This is a genomic window from Paracidovorax valerianellae, assembly GCF_900102625.1.
Taxonomy (GTDB): Bacteria; Pseudomonadota; Gammaproteobacteria; order Burkholderiales; family Burkholderiaceae_C; genus Paracidovorax; species Paracidovorax valerianellae.
This window is the reverse complement of sequence record NZ_FMZC01000003.1, coordinates 224,990-243,926: the sequence shown is the minus strand read 5'-3', so window position 1 is coordinate 243,926 and position 18,937 is coordinate 224,990. Positions and strand designations below refer to the sequence as shown.

Annotated in this window: 20 protein-coding genes; 3 read left to right on the top strand and 17 right to left on the bottom strand. The window is 68.1% G+C overall.

The genetic code is table 11. The features are described 5' to 3' along the window. Positions 1–70 precede the first annotated feature (70 nt). Positions 71–1,858 carry an aminodeoxychorismate synthase component I gene (pabB, locus tag BLT03_RS06435; RefSeq protein WP_092741484.1) on the top strand — a complete coding sequence of 596 codons (1,788 nt, stop codon included), beginning with the start codon at positions 71–73 and terminating at the stop codon, positions 1,856–1,858. 142 nt (positions 1,859–2,000) lie between these two features. Here the strand turns inward: pabB and BLT03_RS06430 are convergent, their stop codons facing one another. The 11 genes from BLT03_RS06430 to BLT03_RS06375 all read right to left on the bottom strand — a co-directional run bounded on the left by BLT03_RS06430 (position 2,001) and on the right by BLT03_RS06375 (position 11,597). Next, a complete protein-coding gene (locus BLT03_RS06430; RefSeq protein ID WP_092741482.1) occupies positions 2,001–2,285 on the bottom strand; it encodes a hypothetical protein in 285 nt (94 codons plus the stop codon). 12 nt (positions 2,286–2,297) lie between these two features. Continuing rightward, the gene (locus tag BLT03_RS06425) at positions 2,298–3,686 is read right to left on the bottom strand and encodes an IQM protein middle domain-containing protein (protein ID WP_175537678.1); all 1,389 of its coding nucleotides are present in this window, start codon (positions 3,684–3,686) and stop codon (positions 2,298–2,300) included. 271 nt (positions 3,687–3,957) lie between these two features. Next, a complete protein-coding gene (locus tag BLT03_RS06415; RefSeq protein WP_092741476.1) occupies positions 3,958–4,317 on the bottom strand; it encodes a 5-carboxymethyl-2-hydroxymuconate Delta-isomerase in 360 nt (119 codons plus the stop codon). A 98-nt stretch (positions 4,318–4,415) separates the two neighbouring features. Then, the gene (locus tag BLT03_RS06410) at positions 4,416–4,799 is read right to left on the bottom strand and encodes a 6-carboxytetrahydropterin synthase (protein WP_092741474.1); all 384 of its coding nucleotides are present in this window, start codon (positions 4,797–4,799) and stop codon (positions 4,416–4,418) included. Between the two features lie 52 nt (positions 4,800–4,851). Further along, positions 4,852–5,490: a 7-carboxy-7-deazaguanine synthase gene (gene queE / locus BLT03_RS06405; protein ID WP_092741472.1), complete on the bottom strand. Its 639-nt coding sequence runs from the start codon at positions 5,488–5,490 to the stop codon at positions 4,852–4,854. Continuing rightward, complete coding sequence (gene bioF, locus BLT03_RS06400; RefSeq protein WP_175537677.1) at positions 5,487–6,719, bottom strand: 8-amino-7-oxononanoate synthase; 1,233 nt, start codon at positions 6,717–6,719, stop codon at positions 5,487–5,489. Before bioF ends, queE begins: the two co-directional genes overlap by 4 nt. Beyond that, positions 6,704–7,396, bottom strand: coding sequence for a dethiobiotin synthase (gene bioD, locus BLT03_RS06395; RefSeq protein ID WP_092741470.1), 693 nt, complete (start codon positions 7,394–7,396; stop codon positions 6,704–6,706). The genes bioF and bioD overlap by 16 nt, the downstream gene beginning before the upstream one ends. Next, on the bottom strand, positions 7,393–8,718 hold the full coding sequence (gene bioA, locus BLT03_RS06390) for an adenosylmethionine--8-amino-7-oxononanoate transaminase (protein WP_092741993.1): 1,326 nt from the start codon (positions 8,716–8,718) through the stop codon (positions 7,393–7,395). Before bioA ends, bioD begins: the two co-directional genes overlap by 4 nt. A gap of 60 nt (positions 8,719–8,778) precedes the next feature. Further along, positions 8,779–10,368 carry an L-aspartate oxidase gene (gene nadB / locus BLT03_RS06385; RefSeq protein ID WP_092741991.1) on the bottom strand — a complete coding sequence of 530 codons (1,590 nt, stop codon included), beginning with the start codon at positions 10,366–10,368 and terminating at the stop codon, positions 8,779–8,781. Positions 10,369–10,470: 102 nt separating this feature from the next. Then, positions 10,471–11,322, bottom strand: a complete 852-nt coding sequence (locus BLT03_RS06380) for a segregation and condensation protein A (RefSeq protein ID WP_092741468.1) — start codon at positions 11,320–11,322, stop codon at positions 10,471–10,473. A gap of 71 nt (positions 11,323–11,393) precedes the next feature. After that, a complete protein-coding gene (locus BLT03_RS06375; RefSeq protein ID WP_092741466.1) occupies positions 11,394–11,597 on the bottom strand; it encodes a DUF3460 family protein in 204 nt (67 codons plus the stop codon). Positions 11,598–11,714: 117 nt separating this feature from the next. On the opposite strand from BLT03_RS06375, the gene BLT03_RS06370 reads away from it, so the two are divergent. Both BLT03_RS06370 and BLT03_RS06365 read left to right on the top strand, forming a co-directional pair. Continuing rightward, complete coding sequence (locus BLT03_RS06370; protein WP_092741464.1) at positions 11,715–12,242, top strand: outer membrane protein assembly factor BamE; 528 nt, start codon at positions 11,715–11,717, stop codon at positions 12,240–12,242. Positions 12,243–12,348: 106 nt separating this feature from the next. Then, complete coding sequence (locus tag BLT03_RS06365; RefSeq protein WP_092741462.1) at positions 12,349–13,023, top strand: YitT family protein; 675 nt, start codon at positions 12,349–12,351, stop codon at positions 13,021–13,023. 142 nt (positions 13,024–13,165) lie between these two features. Here BLT03_RS06365 and BLT03_RS06360 read toward each other — a convergent pair whose 3' ends face one another. The 6 genes from BLT03_RS06360 to BLT03_RS06335 all read right to left on the bottom strand — a co-directional run bounded on the left by BLT03_RS06360 (position 13,166) and on the right by BLT03_RS06335 (position 18,892). After that, complete coding sequence (locus BLT03_RS06360; protein ID WP_092741460.1) at positions 13,166–13,639, bottom strand: hypothetical protein; 474 nt, start codon at positions 13,637–13,639, stop codon at positions 13,166–13,168. Between the two features lie 131 nt (positions 13,640–13,770). After that, positions 13,771–14,268, bottom strand: a complete 498-nt coding sequence (locus BLT03_RS06355; RefSeq protein ID WP_092741458.1) for a hypothetical protein — start codon at positions 14,266–14,268, stop codon at positions 13,771–13,773. A gap of 18 nt (positions 14,269–14,286) precedes the next feature. Continuing rightward, positions 14,287–14,601, bottom strand: a complete 315-nt coding sequence (locus tag BLT03_RS06350) for a hypothetical protein (RefSeq protein ID WP_092741456.1) — start codon at positions 14,599–14,601, stop codon at positions 14,287–14,289. Between the two features lie 221 nt (positions 14,602–14,822). Continuing rightward, positions 14,823–16,892: a methionine--tRNA ligase gene (metG, locus tag BLT03_RS06345; protein WP_092741454.1), complete on the bottom strand. Its 2,070-nt coding sequence runs from the start codon at positions 16,890–16,892 to the stop codon at positions 14,823–14,825. Positions 16,893–17,038: 146 nt separating this feature from the next. Further along, positions 17,039–18,292 carry a patatin-like phospholipase family protein gene (locus BLT03_RS06340; protein WP_092741452.1) on the bottom strand — a complete coding sequence of 418 codons (1,254 nt, stop codon included), beginning with the start codon at positions 18,290–18,292 and terminating at the stop codon, positions 17,039–17,041. A gap of 24 nt (positions 18,293–18,316) precedes the next feature. Beyond that, a complete protein-coding gene (locus tag BLT03_RS06335; protein WP_092741989.1) occupies positions 18,317–18,892 on the bottom strand; it encodes a restriction endonuclease in 576 nt (191 codons plus the stop codon). Between the last annotated feature and the right edge of the window lie 45 nt (positions 18,893–18,937).

Here is an 18,937-nt window from a genome sequence, read left to right as displayed (position 1 = left end):
GTTTTGTTGCGATGCTATTGATTTGATAGCTTCCGCCGCATGATTCCCTAGGGCGCCAGCCTGTTTTGACGTGAATTTCAGGATCGACTTCTCCGACCCGCGCGATCGCCATGGCCCGCGCCTGCGCCACGCGTTCGGCACGCCGCGCCGCGTGCTGGTGGCGCACGCTCCGCACGAAGTGCGCGCCGTGCTGGACGCGGCCGAAGCGGCCGCGCGCGCGGGGGCCTGGTGCCTCGGCTATCTGCGCTACGAAGCCGCCAGCGCGTTCGATGCGGCGCTGCGCACCCATCCCGCCGACGGCCCGCTGGCGTGGTTCGCCGTGTTCGACCACCCGCTGCCCTGGCCCGATGCGCCCGGCGCCGAAGCGGAGGCGGCCGCCGGCATGCCGGACGCGCCCACCATCGACTGGCACGCCCGCCCGCCGCGCGCGGCGTTCGATGCCGCCGTGGCCGCCATCCACCAGTCCATCGCCGCGGGCGAGTACTACCAGGTGAACTACACCGCGCCCATCCGGGGCCGCCTGGCGCAGGGCGAAGGGCCTGCGGCCGCGCTGCCGCTGTTCGCCGCCCTGCAGCGTGCCCAGCCCGGCGGCTATGCGGCCTGCATCGACAGCGGCGCCGAACAGGTGCTGTCGGTGTCCCCCGAGCTGTTCTTCGACTGGCGCGGCGGCAGCCTGCTGGCGCGGCCCATGAAAGGCACCGCCCCGCGCGGCGCCACTGCCGAAGCCGATGCGGCGCAAGCCGCTGCGCTGCGCGCCTCGCCCAAGGAGCGCGCCGAGAACGTGATGATCGTGGACCTGCTGCGCAACGACCTGTCGCGCATCGCCGAGCCGCACAGCGTGCGCGTGCCGGCGCTGTTCCACACCGAAGCGCTCCCCGCGGTGTGGCAGATGACGTCCGACGTCGAGGCCCGCACGCGCGCCGGCACCACGCTGGCCGACGTGTTCGCAGCGCTTTTCCCCTGCGGCTCCATCACCGGCGCGCCCAAGGTGCGGGCCATGCAGGCCATCCACGCGCTGGAGCCCGACGCGCGCGGCGTGTACTGCGGCGCCGTGGGCATCGTGCGGCCGGACGGCCAAGGCGCCGTGGCCGCGACCTTCAACGTGCCGATCCGCACCGTGGTGCTGAGCGGCCACCAGGCGCGGTGCGGCATCGGCAGCGGCATCACCAGCGGCGCCCAGGCCGCGGCGGAATGGCAGGAGTGGCAGCACAAGAGCGCCTTCCTGCAGCGCGCCAGCGCCCCGTTCGACTTGCTGGAAACCCTGGCGCTGGAAGACGGCGTGCTGCGCCACCGCGCCGACCACGTGGCGCGGCTGGCCGCCTCGGCCGCGCACTTCGGCCATGCCTTCGACATGGCGCGCGTGCAGACCTGCCTGGACACGCTGGCCCGGTCCCACCCCGCCGGCCGGTGGCGTGCCCGCCTGCTGCTGGACGCGGCAGGCACGCCCCGCGCCGAAGCCTGGGCGATGGCACCCACCGCGACCCCGGTGCGCCTGCAACTGGCTACGCGCCCGCTGGAAGGCGCGCACGGCGAATTCGTGCGCCACAAGACGACGCGCCGGGCGCACTACGACGCCTTCGCGTCCCAGGACGAGGGCGTGTTCGACACCTTGCTGTGGAACGAGGCCGGCGAGATCACCGAATGCACGCGCGGCTGCATCGCAGCGCTGCGGGCCGACGGCCAGTGGGTGACGCCGCCGCTGTCGTGCGGCCTGCTGCCCGGCGTAGGCCGCGCCGTGGCGCTGCGCGAAGGCCGCGTCACCGAAGCCGTGCTGCGCCTGGAAGACGTGCCCCAGGTGCGGGCCTGGGCCTTCGTGAACAGCCTGCGGGGCTGGCTGGACGCCACGCTGCAGGGCTGAGGCGCCGCCACAGCCTTTCAAAAGTTTGCCGCTGGATGGTGGCGCTATTAATTAGATAGCAATACACCGGCGTATTCATTGCGCTGGAGGCCTGCAGGACCACAAGTCCAGAGATTGCCGCCCAGGAATGCTGGAAAGCGGCTCAGGCCGGCGCCAAGCCCGCTTCCTGAAACGAGCGATAGATCTTGACGAGAAACACGTGAATCTGGCCATTGGATGCGCTGATCCCTGGCAGCAGGGCAGCGAAGTCGAATTCGGGGTGCTCTGCGGCAAACCGCAGGCTGGCGACGATGCCGGCGGTTTCGTCGGGGGTGTATTCGTCGGGCAGCGAAGCCAACTGTTCTGCGGTCAGGCCCTGGAAAGCGTCGAGGTCGCCCACGTAGTCGATCATGCTCAAGGGAATGCGAAGGAATTTGACGGTATCCATTTTTCTTTCCTGCTACTGAATCTTCTGGTCGAGCACAAAATTGCTCAGCCCTTGGGAACTGAGGCTATGGGCCACTTGCTCCAGCTGGGCGGCACTGGGGCGATAGTGCCCGCTGTTGCGCGTCAGGGACTGGATCTCGCCGTTGTGCACCGTGATCTCACCCGCCCCCGCGACCGGCTGGCCGGCCAGGAAGCTCGAATGGTGGAACTTGCCAGGCGCATGGTAGTTGGACGCATACAGGTTGCCGTCGTGGTCCATCACGAAGATCGCCTTGCCCGCGCCCCCGCCGAAGCAGGCCGTCTTTCCATTGCGGGTGTCGAACGGCTTGCCCTCCGCGTCGAAGATCTTCCCGTCTTTCACCGTCAGCTTGTATTGCTGCCGTTGCTCTGCATTGAGATAGGTGACGGAGGTCGCCCACGTCTTGTTGCCTTGAAGGTGCTCGCCGGCGTACTCGGCAAAGAGGGCAACGTTGTGTTGGAACTTGGCGGTGGGCGGCACCGCGCTCGACGAAAGGCGCTTGTCTCCGAACGGATCCACATGGGGCGTCGGCGGGCCCGCCGGATTCCAGATTTGCGGCGCTTCATGAACGGCCTGCGAGGGCGCAGGGCCTGCCGTGGTGGCCCCCGGCAGCATCGAGGCCAGACCGACGGCGTGCTCGGCGGGCGGCCAAGGCGAATTACCGGGCGCGGCCTGCAAGCCGTGCTGTGGTTGCTGAAGAACGGGTGCGAAAGCGGGCTGCGGGCCGCCCGGGAACAGCGAGGCGAAACCGGTGAAAGGCGGGTTTTGTGGTTGGTGCGCCGGATGCGGCTGGTGTGCCGTCTGCGGCGGTGCCTGGAAGCCAGGATGAAACGCCATGGGCGGCGCGGCTTGAGGCTGCTGCGGATGGCCCATCCAGGGCATCGCCAGCACCGGCTCTTCCGGCGGTGCCTGCGGCGGTGGCGCGGCCTGCGTTTGCAAGCCCGCGTGCAATGCATTGGGTTGCGGCATTGGCATTGGCATCGGCAGGGGCGGCCGTGCCTGCGGCAATACAGTGGCTGCGGCCCCACCGCTGGTCAGCAGCGAGGTCGGCTTGGCCGACTGCATGACCGCTGCGGCGCTGATGCGTCCCGGTGCGGCGCCGGCTGCCGCGGGAGCGCCCGGTTTCGCAGCCGTGGCCAGCAGTTTCAACGCATCGTTCAGCGAAATTTTCGACCCATTGCTGAGCTTGATCTGCACTCGGGGCGGCAACGAGGAGGACGCGCTGTCCAGCTTGGGCCGCGGCTTGAGCAGCCCTGCCAGGGGTGACTCGGACGTGCCGACTGCGGGCTTTTCCGCCTGGGCGGCTGCCAGCTTCGCAGCCTGCAGCGCTGAAGGACGTACCTGACTGAGCCGGGCGGGTATCGCGTTGGGTAGAGGTCTCATGGCAGCCCTGTGGCTTGGTTTCCGAATGATGCTCATCATCCGAGGTGCGCCATGGAAAGCTTGATGGAACGCGAATCTCCTCTGCGGTTTTGCGAAGCTGCGCGGCAACGGCTGGCACGCAGGCGCAGGCAGCCCGGGTATTGACGGGGATGCTCAGGCGCCCGTCATTGCCGGCACCGGTTGCCGTACGAGACAAAACGGCGCCGGGGTCTCATCGACCGCTGCCGACTCGCCAGCGAGATCGGGCAGGGTTTTTTGAAGGCGTGGGCGGTCAGAGCCGCTCTTTCACGTACGAGCCGCGGTCCATGTCCACGATCTCCACGCTGAGCTGCACCATCACGCCGTTCGGGCGGGGCGTGAGCCGGCGCAGCACATCGACGACGCGGGCGCCGAGGTCCTGCTTGGCCTCGGGTGAGCGGCCGGAGAGCAGCCGCAGCTGGGCGTGCACGAACGCGCGGTCGGCGGGGGCGGTGCCGATCTCGAAGCGGTCGGTGCGCAGAAAGCGGGACTTCAGGTCCGCCTCGTTCTGGATCTCGGGGCTGGCGGTGAGGGACTGGTTCAGTTCCGCCAGCATCTGGGCTTCGGGCAGGCCGGCGAGGTTCTGGCTGTATTCGATGACGAGGTGGGGCATGGCGGGTCTCCTGCAGGGTTGGATGAAAAGGAATGGAGGGAACGGAAAGGAAATCGCTTCGGAACGGGGCGTCGCGTGGGCGTGGTGGCCGGGCCGCTTCAGCGCACCGGGCCCGGCGCCGGCAGGTCCAGCACGCAGCCGTCGCCCAGCGCCTCGCGCCACACGCGCACGCGGCTGGCGGGCGGCTGCATGCCGTGCAAAGCCTGGGCGATGAACTGGCACAGGTTTTCCAGCGTGGGCGTGCCCAGTCCGGGCACCTCGTCGAGCCAGTGGTGGTCGAGCTGCTCGCGCACGGCAGCCAGGCGCTCGCGCAGATGGCCCAGGTCGATGACCATGCCGGTGGCGGCATCGCGCGGGCCGGTGACGGCCACCTCGGCATGGTACGTGTGGCCGTGGATGCGGCGGCTGCCTTCGGCCTCGATCTCGCGCTGCAGGGTGTGCGCGGCATCGAAGAAAAAGCGCTGGTGGACGGTGAACTGCATGGTCGGCAAGTTTTGCGAAAGCGGGGCGGAAAGAACGTGGAAGAAGAACGGCTCAGCGGATGCCGGTGAGCTTGTGCGTCTGCAGGCTCAGGCGCCAGGCGGGGCGCTCCAGGCACGCGGCGATGCAGCGCTCGGTGTTGGCGGCCTGGTCGGGCCCGTCCATGGGCTGCAGGAAGCGGTGCGTGAACTGGGTCTGTACCTCCAGCGCCGCCAGGTCGAAGCCGGGCTGCGGCCACACGAGCTTGAGTTCTTGCCCACTCTGCTGCAGCCACGGCGCACCGGCCTTGGGGCTGATGCAAAGCCAGTCGATGCCGGGCGGCGCGGCCACGGTGCCGTTGCTCTCCACAGCGATGCGAAAGCGCCTTGCGTGCAGGGCGTCGATGAAGGCGGCATCCACCTGCAGCAGCGGTTCGCCGCCGGTGAGCACGACCAGGCGGTGCGCTGCATCGTGCGCCGGCCACTGCGCGGCGATCACGTCGGCCAGCGCGTCGGCCGTGGCGAACTTGCCGCCCAGCGTGCCGTCGGTGCCCACGAAGTCGGTATCGCAGAAGCGGCAGACGGCAGTGGCGCGGTCTTCCTCGCGGCCGCTCCAGAGGTTGCAGCCGGCGAAGCGGCAGAACACCGCGGGCGTGCCGGCCTGGCCGCCTTCGCCCTGCAGGGTGTAGAAAATTTCCTTGACGCTGTAGGTCATGCCAGAGCCTCCACGGTGGCGGGTGCGAGTTCTGCCAGGGCCTGCAGCAGCCGGTCCACATCGGCTTCGGTGTGCGCGGCCGACAGGGCGATGCGCAGGCGCGCCGTGCCTTCGGGCACGGTGGGCGGGCGGATGGCGGGCACCCACAGGCCGCGCTGGCGCAGGCCCTCCATGGCGGCCAAGGCTTCGTCGTTGGCGCCGATCACCACCGCCTGCACGGCCGTGCGCGATTCGCCCAGTTGCCAGTGCGTGCCCCGCAGCAGCGGTGCGAGGCCGCCCCGCAGGCGCTGCACGAGGCGCGCAAGGTGTTCGCGCCGCGAATCCTCGGCTTCGATCAGTTCCAGGCTGGCCTGCAGCGCCCGTGCCAGCAGCGGTGGCGCGGCGGTGGCGAAGATGTAGCTGCGCGTCTTTTGCAGCAGCCATTCGATCAGCGCGCCGTCGCCCGCCACGAAGGCGCCGGCCACGCCCGCGGCCTTGCCCAGGGTGGCCATGTAGAGCACGCGGCGCGAGGCCTGTTCGCCGACCAGGCCCGCCTCGGCCAGCGCGCCGCGCCCCTGCGGGCCGAGCACGCCGAAGCCGTGCGCATCGTCCAGCAGCAGCAGCGCGTCATGGCGCTCGCACAGCGCCAGCAGCGCCGGAATGTCGGCCACGTCGCCGTCCATGCTGAACACGGCGTCGGTGATCACGAGCTTGCGGCGGGCCGGGCTGGCGGCCAGCGCCGCTTCCAGCGCGGCCAGGTCGGCGTGCGGATAGCGGTGGATGCGCGCGCGCGACAGGCGGGCGCCGTCGATCAGGCAGGCGTGGTTGAGCGCATCGGAAAAGAGCGCATCGCCTTCGCCCACCAGCGCGGGCACGATGCCGGCGTTGGTGGCGTAGCCCGCATAGAAATACAGCGCGCGCGGCAGACCCACGAAGCGGGCGAGGTCGGCCTCCAGCGCGGCGTTGGCCGCGCTGTGGCCGCTCACCAGCGGCGAGCCGCCCGAGCCCACGCCGAACTCGCGCGCGCCCGCGCAGGCGGCCTCGGCCAGCGCCGGGTGGCCGGCCAGGCCCAGGTAGTCGTTGCTGCAAAAGGCCAGCATGGGCACGCCATCGACCATCAGGTGCGCGCCGCCGGCCGGCACCACGGCGCGGCGCTGGCGGCGAAGGTGCGCGGCATCGAGCGCGGCGATGCGCGCCGGGAATTCGTCGAGCCAGGAGGCTTCGGTGCGGGGGCTCATCGGGTCGTCCATGCGGCGGGAAGGTGAAAGGGCAGCGCGCGGGCGTCCGGCACGGCCTGGTGGGGTAGGTCGGCCAGCAGCGGGGCGCCCAGGCGCTGCGCGAGCCAGTCGAGGTTTTCTTGCGGCGCCAGCATGTGCGGATCGATCCGGTTGGCAATCCAGCCGGCCAGCGTCAGGCCGCGGGCGCGCACGGCGTCGGCGGTGAGCGCCGCATGGTTCAGGCAGCCCAGGCGCAGCCCCACCACCAGCACCACGGGCAGGCCCAGCGCCTGCGCCAGGTCGGCGCCGGTCTCGGTGTCGGACAGCGGCACGTGAAAGCCGCCCGCGCCTTCGACGACGACCGCATCGGCCAGCGCGGCCAGCGCTTCGTAGCTGCGCACGATGTGGGCGATGTCGATGCGCGTGCCGGCGCGCACGGCGGCGATGTGGGGCGAAAGCGGGTCGGGCAGCAGCACGGGGTTATCGAGCCCGGGCGGCACCGCGATGGTGGAGGCCGCGCGCAGGGCCAAGGCGTCTTCATTGGCGAGCGCGCCATCGTGCCATTCGGCGCCGGCGGCGATGGGCTTCATGCCCACGACGCGCGCGTGGTGGCGCGCCAGGGCGTGCAGCAGGCCGGCCGAGGCCAGCGTCTTGCCCACGCCGGTGTCGGTGCCGGTGACGAAGCAGGCGAACTTCGGGGTCGTTGTCATGCAGCGGGCTCCTCGGCCAGCGTGGCCTGCAGTGCGGCGAAGGCGGCCTCGCCCAGGTGCTGCACGGCTTCGTCGTCCAGTACATAGGGCGGCATCGCATAGAGCGTTTTGCCGATGGGGCGCAGCACCAGGCCACGCGCCATGGCGTGGCGGTGGTAGCGGCGCGAGAAGTCGGGCAGGGCGGTGTCGATGTCCCACGCCCACACCATGCCCAGCCGGCGGGCGTGGCGCACGCGCGGGTGCTGCGTGATGGGCGCGCAGGCCGCGTCGATGCGGTGCGCCAGCGCCGCGTTGGTGGCGAGCGGGTCGAGCTGGTCGAACAGCTCCAGCGTCGCCAGCGCCGCGCGGCAGGCCAGCGGGTTGCCGGTGTAGGAGTGCGAATGCAAGAAGCCGCGCGCCACGTCGTCGTCGTAGAACGCCGCGTATACGGCCTCGGTGGTGAGCACGGCCGACAGCGGCAGCGTGCCGCCCGTGAGGCCCTTGGACAGGCAGATGAAGTCGGGCCGGATGCCGGCCTGCTGGTGCGCGAACATCGTGCCGGTGCGGCCGAAGCCGGTGGCGATCTCGTCCACCACCAGGTGCACGCCGTAGCGGTCGCACAGCGCGCGGGCCTGGCGCAGGTATTCGGCATCGTGCATGGCCATGCCGGCGGCGCATTGCACCAGCGGCTCGACGATCAGCGCGGCGGTGGTGTCGTGGTGTTCGGCCAGCCAGCGGCCCAGTGCCGCGGCCGCGCGCCGGGCCACATCCAGCGCGCTCTCGCCGGGCTGCGCACCGCGTGCGTCGGGGCTGGGCACCGTGTCCGCCAGGCGCACGAGCGGGGCGTAGGCCTCGCGAAACAGCGCGATGTCGGTCACGGCCAGGGCACCCACGGTTTCGCCGTGGTAACCACCCGCCAGGCCCACGAAGCGGCTCTTGCCGGGGCGGCCCGCGTTGCGCCAGTAGTGCGCGCTCATCTTGAGGGCGATCTCGGTCGCCGCCGCGCCGTCGCTGCCGTAGAAGGCATGGCCCAGGCCGGTGAGGGCGCCCAGGCGCTCGGACAGTTCCACCACCGGCGCATGCGTGAAGCCCGCCAGCATCACGTGGTCCAGCCGCGCGAGCTGGTCGGCCAGCGCGGCCTGGATGTGCGGGTGGCTGTGGCCGAACAGGTTGACCCACCACGAGCTGATGCCGTCCAGGTAGCGCCGCCCGTCGGTGCCGTGCAGCCACGGCCCGCTGGCGCTGGCGATGGCCACGGGCGGGTCGGCTTCGTGGCGCTTCATCTGCGTGCACGGGTGCCAGACGCTGGCCAGGCTGCGGGCGACGAGAGGGTCTTGGGTCATCGTCATCGGTGGTGCATTCCGTTCGGGGGCTTGGGGCAGGGCGCGTGGCATGGCAGGGGCTCAGCGGATCGGCGGAACCAGAATGGTCGGCGCGGCCGGAGCGGCCCGCTCGGGGTAGTCGCGGCTGTAGTGCAGGCCCCGGCTTTCGCGGCGCATCTGGGCCGAGCGCACGATCAGCTCGGCCACCTGCACCAGGTTGCGCAGCTCCAGCAGGTCGCGCGTGACGTGGAAGTTGGCGTAGAACTCTTCGATCTCGGCCTGCAGCAGCGTGATGCGGTGCGCCGCACGCTCCAGGCGCTTGTTGGTTCGCACGATGCCCACGTAGTCCCACATGAAGCGGCGCAGTTCGTCCCAGTTGTGCGAGATGACCACGCATTCGTCGGCATCGGTCACCTGGCTGTCGTCCCACGGCGGCACGTCGGGCACCGGGTCGGCTTCGGTGGCGGCGATGGCCTGCGCTGCCGCGCGCGCGAAGACCATGCATTCCACCAGCGAGTTGCTGGCCAGCCGGTTGGCGCCGTGCAGGCCGGTGCACGCCGTTTCGCCGATGGCGAAGAGGCCGGGCAGGTCGGTGCGGCCGGCCAGGTCGGTGAGCACGCCGCCGCAGGTGTAGTGCGCGGCCGGCACCACGGGAATGGGCTCTTTCGTGATGTCCAGGCCCAGCTCGGCGCAGCGCGCCAGGATGTTGGGAAAGTGCTCCTGAATGAACACCGGGCTCTGGTGCGAAATATCGAGGTGCACGCAATCGAGGCCGTGCCGCTTCATCTCGTAGTCGATGGCGCGGGCCACCACGTCGCGCGGGGCCAGTTCGGCGCGGGCATCGTGCTGCGGCATGAAGCGCGTGCCGCCGGCCGATTCGGGCAGCTTGAGCCGCCCGCCTTCGCCGCGCACCGCTTCGGTGATCAGGAACGACTTGGCATGCGGGTGGTACAGGCAGGTCGGGTGGAACTGGATGAACTCCAGGTTGGACACGCGGCAGCCCGCGCGCCAGGCTGCGGCGATGCCGTCGCCCGTGGCCGTGTCGGGGTTGGTGGTGTACAGGTACACCTTGCCCGCGCCGCCCGTGGCCAGAATGGTCTGCGGCGCGCGGAAGGTGACGACCTCGTCGGTGCCCTCATCGAGCGCATATAGCCCCAGGCAGCGCTGCGGCCCGCCCCGGCGCAGCTTGTGCGGGGTGATCAGGTCCACCAGCGTGTGCTGCTCGAAGAGCGTGATGCCCGGCGTGGCGCGCACGGTGTCGATCAAGGTGCGCTGCACTGCGGCGCCAGTGGCATCGGTGGCGTGCACGATGCGGCGCGCACCATGGCCGCCCTCGCGCGTGAGGTGCAGCGCGCCGTCTTCCTGCGAGAACGGCACGCCCAGGTCCTGCAGCCAGCGGATGGCCTCGGGCGCGTTCTCCACCACGAAGCGGGTGGCTGCCAGATCGCACAGGCCGGCGCCGGCCACCAGCGTGTCCTGCACGTGGGCGTCGTAGGTATCGCCCTCGGCCAGCACCGCGGCGATGCCGCCCTGGGCCCAGGCGCTGGCGCCGTCCTGCAGGGCGCGCTTGGTGATCACCGCGACGCGGTGCGTGGGCGCCAGGTGCAGTGCGGCCGACAGGCCGGCCAGCCCGCTGCCGATGATGAGGACGTCGAAATCGTGCGATGGCATGGTGTGGCTCGTGAGCGGTTCGGGCGTGTGGGCGTGTGGGCGTGTGGGCGCGTGGGCGTGAAGGCCACGGCCCCGGGCCACGGCGTTGAAAGGGGCGCTGGCTCAGACCGGCGTATAGGCCAGGCGCACGTAGATGGGCGCGAATGCCTCGGCCTGGGTGATCTCGATCAGGGTTTCCTTGGCCAGCTCCAGCAGCGCGATGAAGGTCACCACCAGCACGGTGCTGCCTTTTTCGGGCTCGAACAGTTCTTCGAACTCCACGAAGCGCCGGCCTTGCAGCGTCTTGAGCACCGCGCTCATGTATTCGCGCACGCTGAGTTCCTCGCGGGTGATGCGGTGGTGCTGCACCAGCTTGGCGCGCCGCAGAATGTCGCGCCAGGCCTCCTGCAGGTCGGCCACGTGCACGTCGGGAAAGCGCGGCTGCAGGCTTTGCTCGATGTGCACCTGCGCCCGCAGGAAGTCGCGCCCGTACTGCGGCAGGCGCGACAGGCCGGCGGCAGCCAGCTTGATCTGCTCGTATTCGAGCAGGCGGCGCACGAGTTCGGCGCGCGGGTCTTCGGGTTCGGCGCTGCCTTCCTGCTTCTTGGGCGGCAGCAGCATGCGCGACTTGATCTCGATGAGCATGGCCGCCATCAGCAGGTACTCGGCCGCCAGTTCCAGGTTGCGGCTGCGGATTTCGTCCACGTACACCAGGTATTGGCGCGTGACGCCCACCATCGGAATGTCGAGGATGTTGAAGTTCTGCTTGCGGATCAGGTACAGCAGCAGATCCAGCGGCCCCTCGAAGGCTTCGAGGAACACCTCCAGCGCATCGGGCGGGATGTACAGGTCGGTGGGCAGCGCGAACAGCGGCTCGCCGTACAGGCGCGCCAGCGCCACGGCATCCACGACCTGGGGGGAGGCGCCCTCGGCGGCCAGGGAGTGCGCGGGCGCCGTGTCCGCGGCAGTGCTCATCGTTTGCTATTAAAAATATAGCTACCAGCGCTAGGTGCTATTGCGCTGGAGGGCATTTTGATGCCTGGTGTTCAGCCTTGGGTCTGATAGACGTAGGGCTTTTGCGGCACGCTGGCCTCGTCGTATTCGCCCCAGATGTTGCGGTCCACCCGCTTGTCCCACAGCAGCGCGCGGCCGGCCTGCTGCTGCGCATCCAGTTCGGGCTTCTCGGTCTTGAGCTGGTTGATGAACTGGGTGGTGTCGGACTGGTAGTCGGGGCGGCGAAAGAAAGACATGGCGGTGGGTGCAGTCACTGTAGGGAGGCGGCGATTTTACCGGGCGCCGCCCAAGGCCCGCGCCGCGCTGCCGGCGCGCTACAGTGCCAAGCCCGAATCCCGTCAGAAAGGCCCTTGATGAACACCCCCCGATTAAGCGCCCCGGTGGCCCGGGCGCTGCGCGCCGCCGGCCTCGCCTGCGCGCTCGGCACCATGGCCGCGCTGCTGGCCGGCTGCGACCCGCAGCGCATCAGCGAACTGGAAGAGGGCAGCTCGACCGAGGCTGACGTGCGCTCCCGCTTCGGCGAGCCCGAGCGGGTGTGGGACGAACCCGGCGGCGCCCGCACCTTCGAATACAACCGCCAGCCGGCCGGCCACCAGAACTACATGATCACCATCGGCCCCGACGGCCGCATGAGCTCGCTGCGCCAGGTGCTCGCGCCGCACAACTTCGAGCAGATCGTGCCCGGCATGGCCATGGAAGACGTGCGCCGCCGCCTGGGCAAGCCCATGAAGGCCGTCACCTACGAACGCAAGGGCGAAACCGCCTGGGACTGGCGCTGGAACGACGGCGGCAACCAGCCCATGATCTTCACCGTCTATTTCGACCCGCAGGGCCGGGTGCTGCGCAGCGGCAGCGCGGTCGAGATCCGCGACGGCCGGTAATCGAGACGGCCGTAGGCAAGGGGACAGGCCGCATGGTCGTGCCCCTGGCGCGTTGTTTGCATGGGCTCGTGGAGTTGGAGTAGCCTGTGACACCCATCGCACCGCCATGCCCGAAGAACCCCTGCCACCCCCTGCGCCCGCGCCCGCGGCTGCGCCGCCGGCGTCACCGCCGCTCTACCCCATGGGGTCGCTGCGCCACGGCCATTACGAAGACGTGCAGGCGCTCTTCGCCGGCACCCTGTTCGTGGCCATGGCGCTCATGCTCTTCGGCCAGGCGGGGCTGCTCATCGGCAGCACGGCGGGCATCGCCTTCTTGCTGCATTACGTGACCGACATCTCGTTCGGCAAGCTGTTCTTCGCCATCAACCTGCCGTTCTACTGGTTCGCCTGGACGCGCATGGGGCGCGAATTCACGATCAAGACTTTTCTCTCAGTGGCGCTGCTGTCGGTGCTGACCGAGCTGTTCCCGCACGTCATGCACGTGGACTACCTGAACCCGCTGTTCGCCGCCGTGCTGGGCGGGCTGCTGCTGGGCACCGGCTGCCTGTTCCTCGCCCGCCACAAATCCAGCCTGGGCGGCGCCACCATCGTGTCGCTGTACCTGCAGCAGCGCTATGGCATGCGCGCCGGCAAGGTGCAGATGGCGATCGACTGCACCGTGGTGCTACTGGCGCTGGTCATCGTGCCCATCGAACGGGTGGCGTATTCCGTGCTGGCCGTGGTGGTGATGAGTGGGTTCTTGTGGATCAGCCACCGGCCGGGAAGGTACGTGGGGCATTGATCTTCGAGGCGGCTAAGCCGGCTCTGCCATTGCCTTTGAAGATACCGGTGAGGCCTTGTCAGCAGCGGATACCCTGCCTGAAAAAAACCAGCGGCCATCGAGAAAGCAAACTTCGCTATTCAATGCACGGTGATGCATTGCTTTAACGCCTCTGCTCGTTCACCCACTCCAGGCTCTTGCCTTTGACGCACCACGCAGGATCGCGAACCCAATCGGTGAACCACATGGTGGGGTTGCCCTGCAGCTCTGAGCACATCGAATAGCCAACACTGGGCATGTAGAAGCGCTGCGCCACTGAGGTGACGGGGATCAGCACCAAGACCAGAGTGTTGAGCAGCACGGTGTAGGTGAGAAACCGCTCGAATTTCTTGATCCCGCTGTCGCTGGTGGGGATGGCGCGCATCGCGCCCATCGCGATCACCATGAGGCAGGTGAAGGCCGTGAAAGGCGTCAACTGTGCGGCAGGAGCGATCCGAACCGCTGGGGCCAACGAAGCAACCCCCTGAACTGCGGGAATGAGTGCGTACCAGGTCACAAGGACGCAGCTTGCCGCTATTCCTAAAAAAAGTGGGGTGCTCCAGATGAGCGTCCGTCGAACTTTTTTCACATCGAACATATTTTTTTGATTTCTATGCGCGGCTAGAACCTCAGGAACTGAATCCGCAAAATCAGTTGGTAGGGCAGTCAGTGCGCCGGTATGCAGCTATTTAATTAATAGCGAATGAACTCGTGTGGTAGCGGCCGCACCTATGGCGTGCCTGGGGGCGCGGCCGCGCGCCCCTGCTCGTTCACCCACTCCAGGCTCTGGCCTCTGACGCACCAAGTGGGATCACGGACCCAGTCCGTGAACCACATCGTGGGGTTGTCCTTTAAGTCCGAACAAATCGAGTAGCCCAAGTTGGGCATATAGAAGCGCAAGACCAAAGAGGTCACGGGAATGAGCAACAAGGCTACGCCGCTCGACAGCACCACGATCGTGAAAAAACGCTCAATCGGCTTGATGGACTCGTCGCTGCAGGGAACTGCGCGCATGGTTCCCAGGATGAGTGCCACAGCGCAGATGAGCGCAATGAATGGGGCAAGGAGGGCGGCAGGGGCGATCCGTACCGCAGGTGCCAAGGTAGCGACACTGACAATGGTCGGGATGATCTCGTAGCGGATCAGTAGGCATGAGCCTGCCATGAGTCCAAGGTAAAGAGGAATTGCCCACAGCAAAGTGGCCCGGACTTTTTTAACGTCGAACATGTATGAAGAGGGTATTGCTCAATATCGAACGCAAGAAATTCGACAGAGCCAGTCCCTTACCCCTTGGTCAATGGCACGGCCCATTTGCGTCTTTTTCTGCGTCATTGCATCGCTGAGTTCGTTTTGCCATGACTGGGATTTCGTATCGATGTAGTAGATACCTTGAGCGGTGTGTTCAGGAAGCAATTTGAGGGCAGCAATCACCTTGTCCTTCACACCGTAGTGTCGATCAACAGCATTCAACCCGATGCCCATGCCAACAGCAAAGACGGCCATCACGACCAGTGGAAGCACCGCCACTGTCGTAGCCGATCCGGCGACGCCCGCAGCCATTGAATACGCAATCAGAGCGCCGCCAATTCGCGCTCATTCAATCCCCCTCGAGATTGTGTTTTTGTTGGGGGTGAATGCTAAACGCGGATGGGCTCAAATTTAACTATCGAGCCATTTATTTATTAACCGATTGTTAAGGATGCAGGCGTTCAAAGCCACACGTGCCCATCCGCGAAGTCCGCGGTGAGCACCTCACAAAACAGCGAGTGGCTAAAACCCGCTCAGCGCACGCGCATGCCGGGCGTCGCGCCTGGCCACGGTTCCAGCACGTGGATGCCGGGGTGGGCTTTTTCATCGCCGTGGCTCGCGGCCAGCACCATGCCTTCGCTGATGCCGAACTTCATCTTGCGCGGGGCGAGGTTGGCCACCATCACGGTGAGCTTGCCCACCAGGTCAGCGGGCTGGTAGGCGCTGGCGATACCGCTGAAGACGTTGCGGTGGTGGCCTTCGCCCACGTCGAGCGTGAGGCGCAGCAGCTTGGTCGAGCCTTCGACCGGCTCGCAGTTCACGATCTGGGCGATGCGCAGGTCGATCTTGGCGAAGTCGTCGATGGTGATGGTGGGGGCGATTTCTTCACCACCGGGCACGGTCTTTTCGGGCTCGGGGGCGGCGGGTGGCTCGAACAGGGCGTCGAGTTGCTTCACGTCCACGCGCTGCATCAGGTGCTGGTAGGCGCCGATGGCGTGGCCGGCGCCCAGCAGGGTCTGCGCATCGGCCGAGGTGAGCGGCGCCACGTTCAGGAAGGCTTCGACCTGGGCGGCCAGCGCCGGCAGGACGGGCTTGAGGTAGACGGTGAGCAAACGGAAGGCTTCGATGCAGGTCGTGCATACGTCTTGCAGGCGCGCGTCCATGCCTTCCTGCTTGGCCAGTTCCCAGGGCTTGTTGGCGTCCACGTATTCGTTCACGCGGTCGGCCAGCAGCATGACTTCGCGCAGGGCGCGAGCGGTGTCGCGCTTTTCCAGGGCTTCGGCGATGGTGCCGGCCTGGCCCGACAGCGTGGCCAGCAGCGCCTGGCCGTCGCCGCTCATGGTGCCCAGCTGTCCGCCGAAGCGCTTGGCGATGAAGCCGGCCGCGCGCGATGCGATGTTGACGAACTTGCCGATCAGGTCGCTGTTGACCCGGGCCATGAAGTCTTCGGGGTTGAAGTCGATGTCTTCGTTGCGGCCGTTGAGCTTGGCGGCGATGTAGTAGCGCAGCCACTCGGGGTTCATCGACAGGCCCAGGTACTTGAGCGGGTCGAGGCCGGTGCCGCGGCTCTTGCTCATCTTCTCGCCGTTGTTCACGGTGAGAAAGCCGTGCACGCAGATCTTGTCGGGCGTCTTGCGGCCGCTGAACTTCAGCATGGCGGGCCAGAACAGCGTGTGGAAGGTGACGATGTCCTTGCCGATGAAGTGGTACTGCTCCAGCAGCGGATCGGCCATGTAGGCCTCGTAGTCTTCGCCGCGCTTTTCCAGCAGGTTCTTGAGCGAGGCGAGGTAGCCCACGGGCGCGTCGAGCCACACGTAGAAGTATTTGCCCGGCGCATCGGGAATCTCGATGCCGAAGTAAGGCGCGTCGCGGCTGATGTCCCAGTCGCCCAGGCCTTCGCTGGTGCTGCCGTCCGGGTTGGTGCGCACGGTGAACCATTCCTTGACCTTGTTGGCCACCTCGGGCTGCACGTGCACGCCGTTTTGCGTCCATTCCTGCAAAAACTCGACGCAGCGCGGGTCGGAGAGCTTGAAGAAGAAATGCTCCGAGCTTTTCAGCACCGGCTTGGCGCCCGACAGTGCCGAGAAGGGGTTGATGAGGTCGGTGGGCGCATAAACGGCGCCGCAGTTCTCGCAGTTGTCGCCGTACTGGTCCTTGGCGTGGCAGCGGGGGCATTCGCCCTTGATGAAGCGGTCGGGCAGGAACATGTTCTTCTCGGGGTCGAAGAACTGCTCGATGGTGCGGGTTTCGATCAGGCCGTTGGCCTTGAGGTCGCGGTAGATCTGCTGGGCGAGCGCGTGGTTTTCAGGGGCGTCGGTGTTGTGCCAGTTGTCGAACGCGATGTGAAAGCCGTCCAGGTAGGGCTTGCGGCCCGCGGCGATGTCGGCCACGAACTGCTGGGGCGTCTTGCCGGCCTTTTCGGCCGCGATCATGATCGGCGCGCCGTGGGCGTCGTCCGCGCCCACGAAGTTCACCTGGGCACCCTGCATGCGCTGAAAGCGCACCCAGATGTCGGCCTGGATGTATTCCATGATGTGGCCGATGTGGAAGTTGCCGTTGGCATACGGCAGGGCGGTGGTGACGAAGATCTTGCGTGCGGTCATCGGGTGCGGGCGTTCGAAAGGGGCCGCGGAAGGCGGCCAAGCCGCGGATTTTAGGCGCTTGCCCCATGCCCTGCCTCCCGGCCGGTGCTGCTCGCCCTCTGCCGTGCTGCGGTCAGGGCCACACCCAGTGGGCCCAACCCTACGACTTATTCGGCGGGCGCCCGCAGGGCATTGCCCGCGTCGGACCAGCCGAAGAAGCGGCAGATCTCGGCCCGGCGCGCCAGCGTGTCCGCGCGGCCGAGGGCCATGAGTTCGCGGGTGTAGCCGGCTTCGAAAAGCAGGTAGCTGGCCAGCGCCGCCCCGCGCACGTCCTGCATGTTGGAGGTCACGCCCAGCCCGCCCAGCAAGGTGCGGATGGGCCGGGGCAGCTCGCCCACGTAGCGGGCGGCCACGGCGTCCAGCCGCTGCGATGGCGCGATCACCAGCAGCTCCAGCGGGCGCAGCGTGCTGTGGGCGCGCACCTCGGGCGGGATCAGCGCGAGCGTCTGGTTGATGCGCTGGGCCCGCTCCACATCGACCGACAGCGCATCCAGAAAGATGTTGGACAGCGTGTGGCCGGCGATCTGCGCGAGCGACGGGTAGGCGGGCGAATCGCTGTGCTGCGCCTCGCCGGCCGGCTCGTGCATGCGGCCCGCGCCCACCACCAGGATGCGTTCGGCCCCCAGGTGGATGGCCGGTGCGATGGGGGCGGACTGCCGCATCGAGCCGTCGCCGAAATATTCGGTATGGCCGTCGATGCCCAGGGCGGTGGCCGGAAACACGAACGGAATGGCCGACGAAGCCAGCAGGTGTTCGTGCGTGATGCGGTCGCGCGTGGCCTTGCGCTGCGAGCGCACCCACGGCTGCTGGGCCTGCGCCGCTTCGAAAAAGGTCACGTGCTCGCCCGAGCTGTAGCTCGACGCGGTGATGGCCAGGGCCTGCAGATGCCCCTGGCGGATCAGCTTGGGCAGGCGTACCAGCGGCACCAGTTGCGTCAGCAGGCCGGTGAGGGGGCTGTTGTCCAGCAGCGAGCGCGGCCGCATGCGCCGCCAGCGCGCGAGCAGCCAGCCCAGCGACATCAGCGTGAGCCAGCCCGCGCCGCTGCGCATCACGCTCAGCGAGTCGGCGCGGTAGACCTGGTGCGCGTGGAAGTGGCGCCACACACGGGCGATGCGTCGCACGGCCCGGTCGAAATGGTCCGCGCCGCATGCCAGGGCCGCCGCGTTGATCGCCCCGGCCGAGGTGCCCGTGATGATCGGAAACGGGTTGGGCTCTCGGCCTGCGCCGCAGGCCATGCGCAGGTCTGAGATCGCCTCCAGCACGCCGACCTGGTAGGCCGCGCGGGCCCCGCCGCCGGTGAGCACCAGGCCGATGGGGCGGGAGGGCGCCGGGGCGGAGGGTGGTGCGGCAGAAAAGGGCATGGCGGGCCTTGTCGGTAAGAGGGCTCAGGCGGCGGGTGGCGGCGCCTTCAAAAGCAGGGTGGCCAGGGCGTCGGCCTCGATCAAGGCGATGCCGTGCTCGCGGGCGTAGCTGCGGGCGTTGTCGCTCACCGTGCCCTGCAGTGCGATGTAGGCGCTGCCCTGGGCGTCCTGCGCCTGGGCGGCGGCGTGCAGGTCGCGCAGGGGTTCGACGCCATGGGTGGCGGCTTTCCAGCGGCGGGCGCTGACCAGCGTCACCTGCCCGGCCTTTTCCAGGCAGAGGTCCGCCTGCAGGCCGGTCAGGCGGCGCACGGCATAGCCCTCGGCCTGCCAGGCGCGTTCCAGCGCGTTGGCGAAGGTGCGCCAGGGCATGTCGGCCGCCTGTGCGAGCACGGCTTGCACCTTGGCGCTGCTGGGGGCGCGCCACTGACGCCATGCGGCCAGGCAGCCCACGCCGAAGATCGGCATCGCGCCCACCGCGGCATACGGTGCGATGTGCGAGGGCAGCAAGGCCCCGCACACCAGCGCGATCAACCCGGCCACCGACCAGCTGACCCACCACGGCGAGCGCAGCAGGATCGCGAACAGGGAGTTGGGGGCCATCTTGAATTTCACGGGAATCCTTGTGCTGAAGCGGTTGATTGCGTG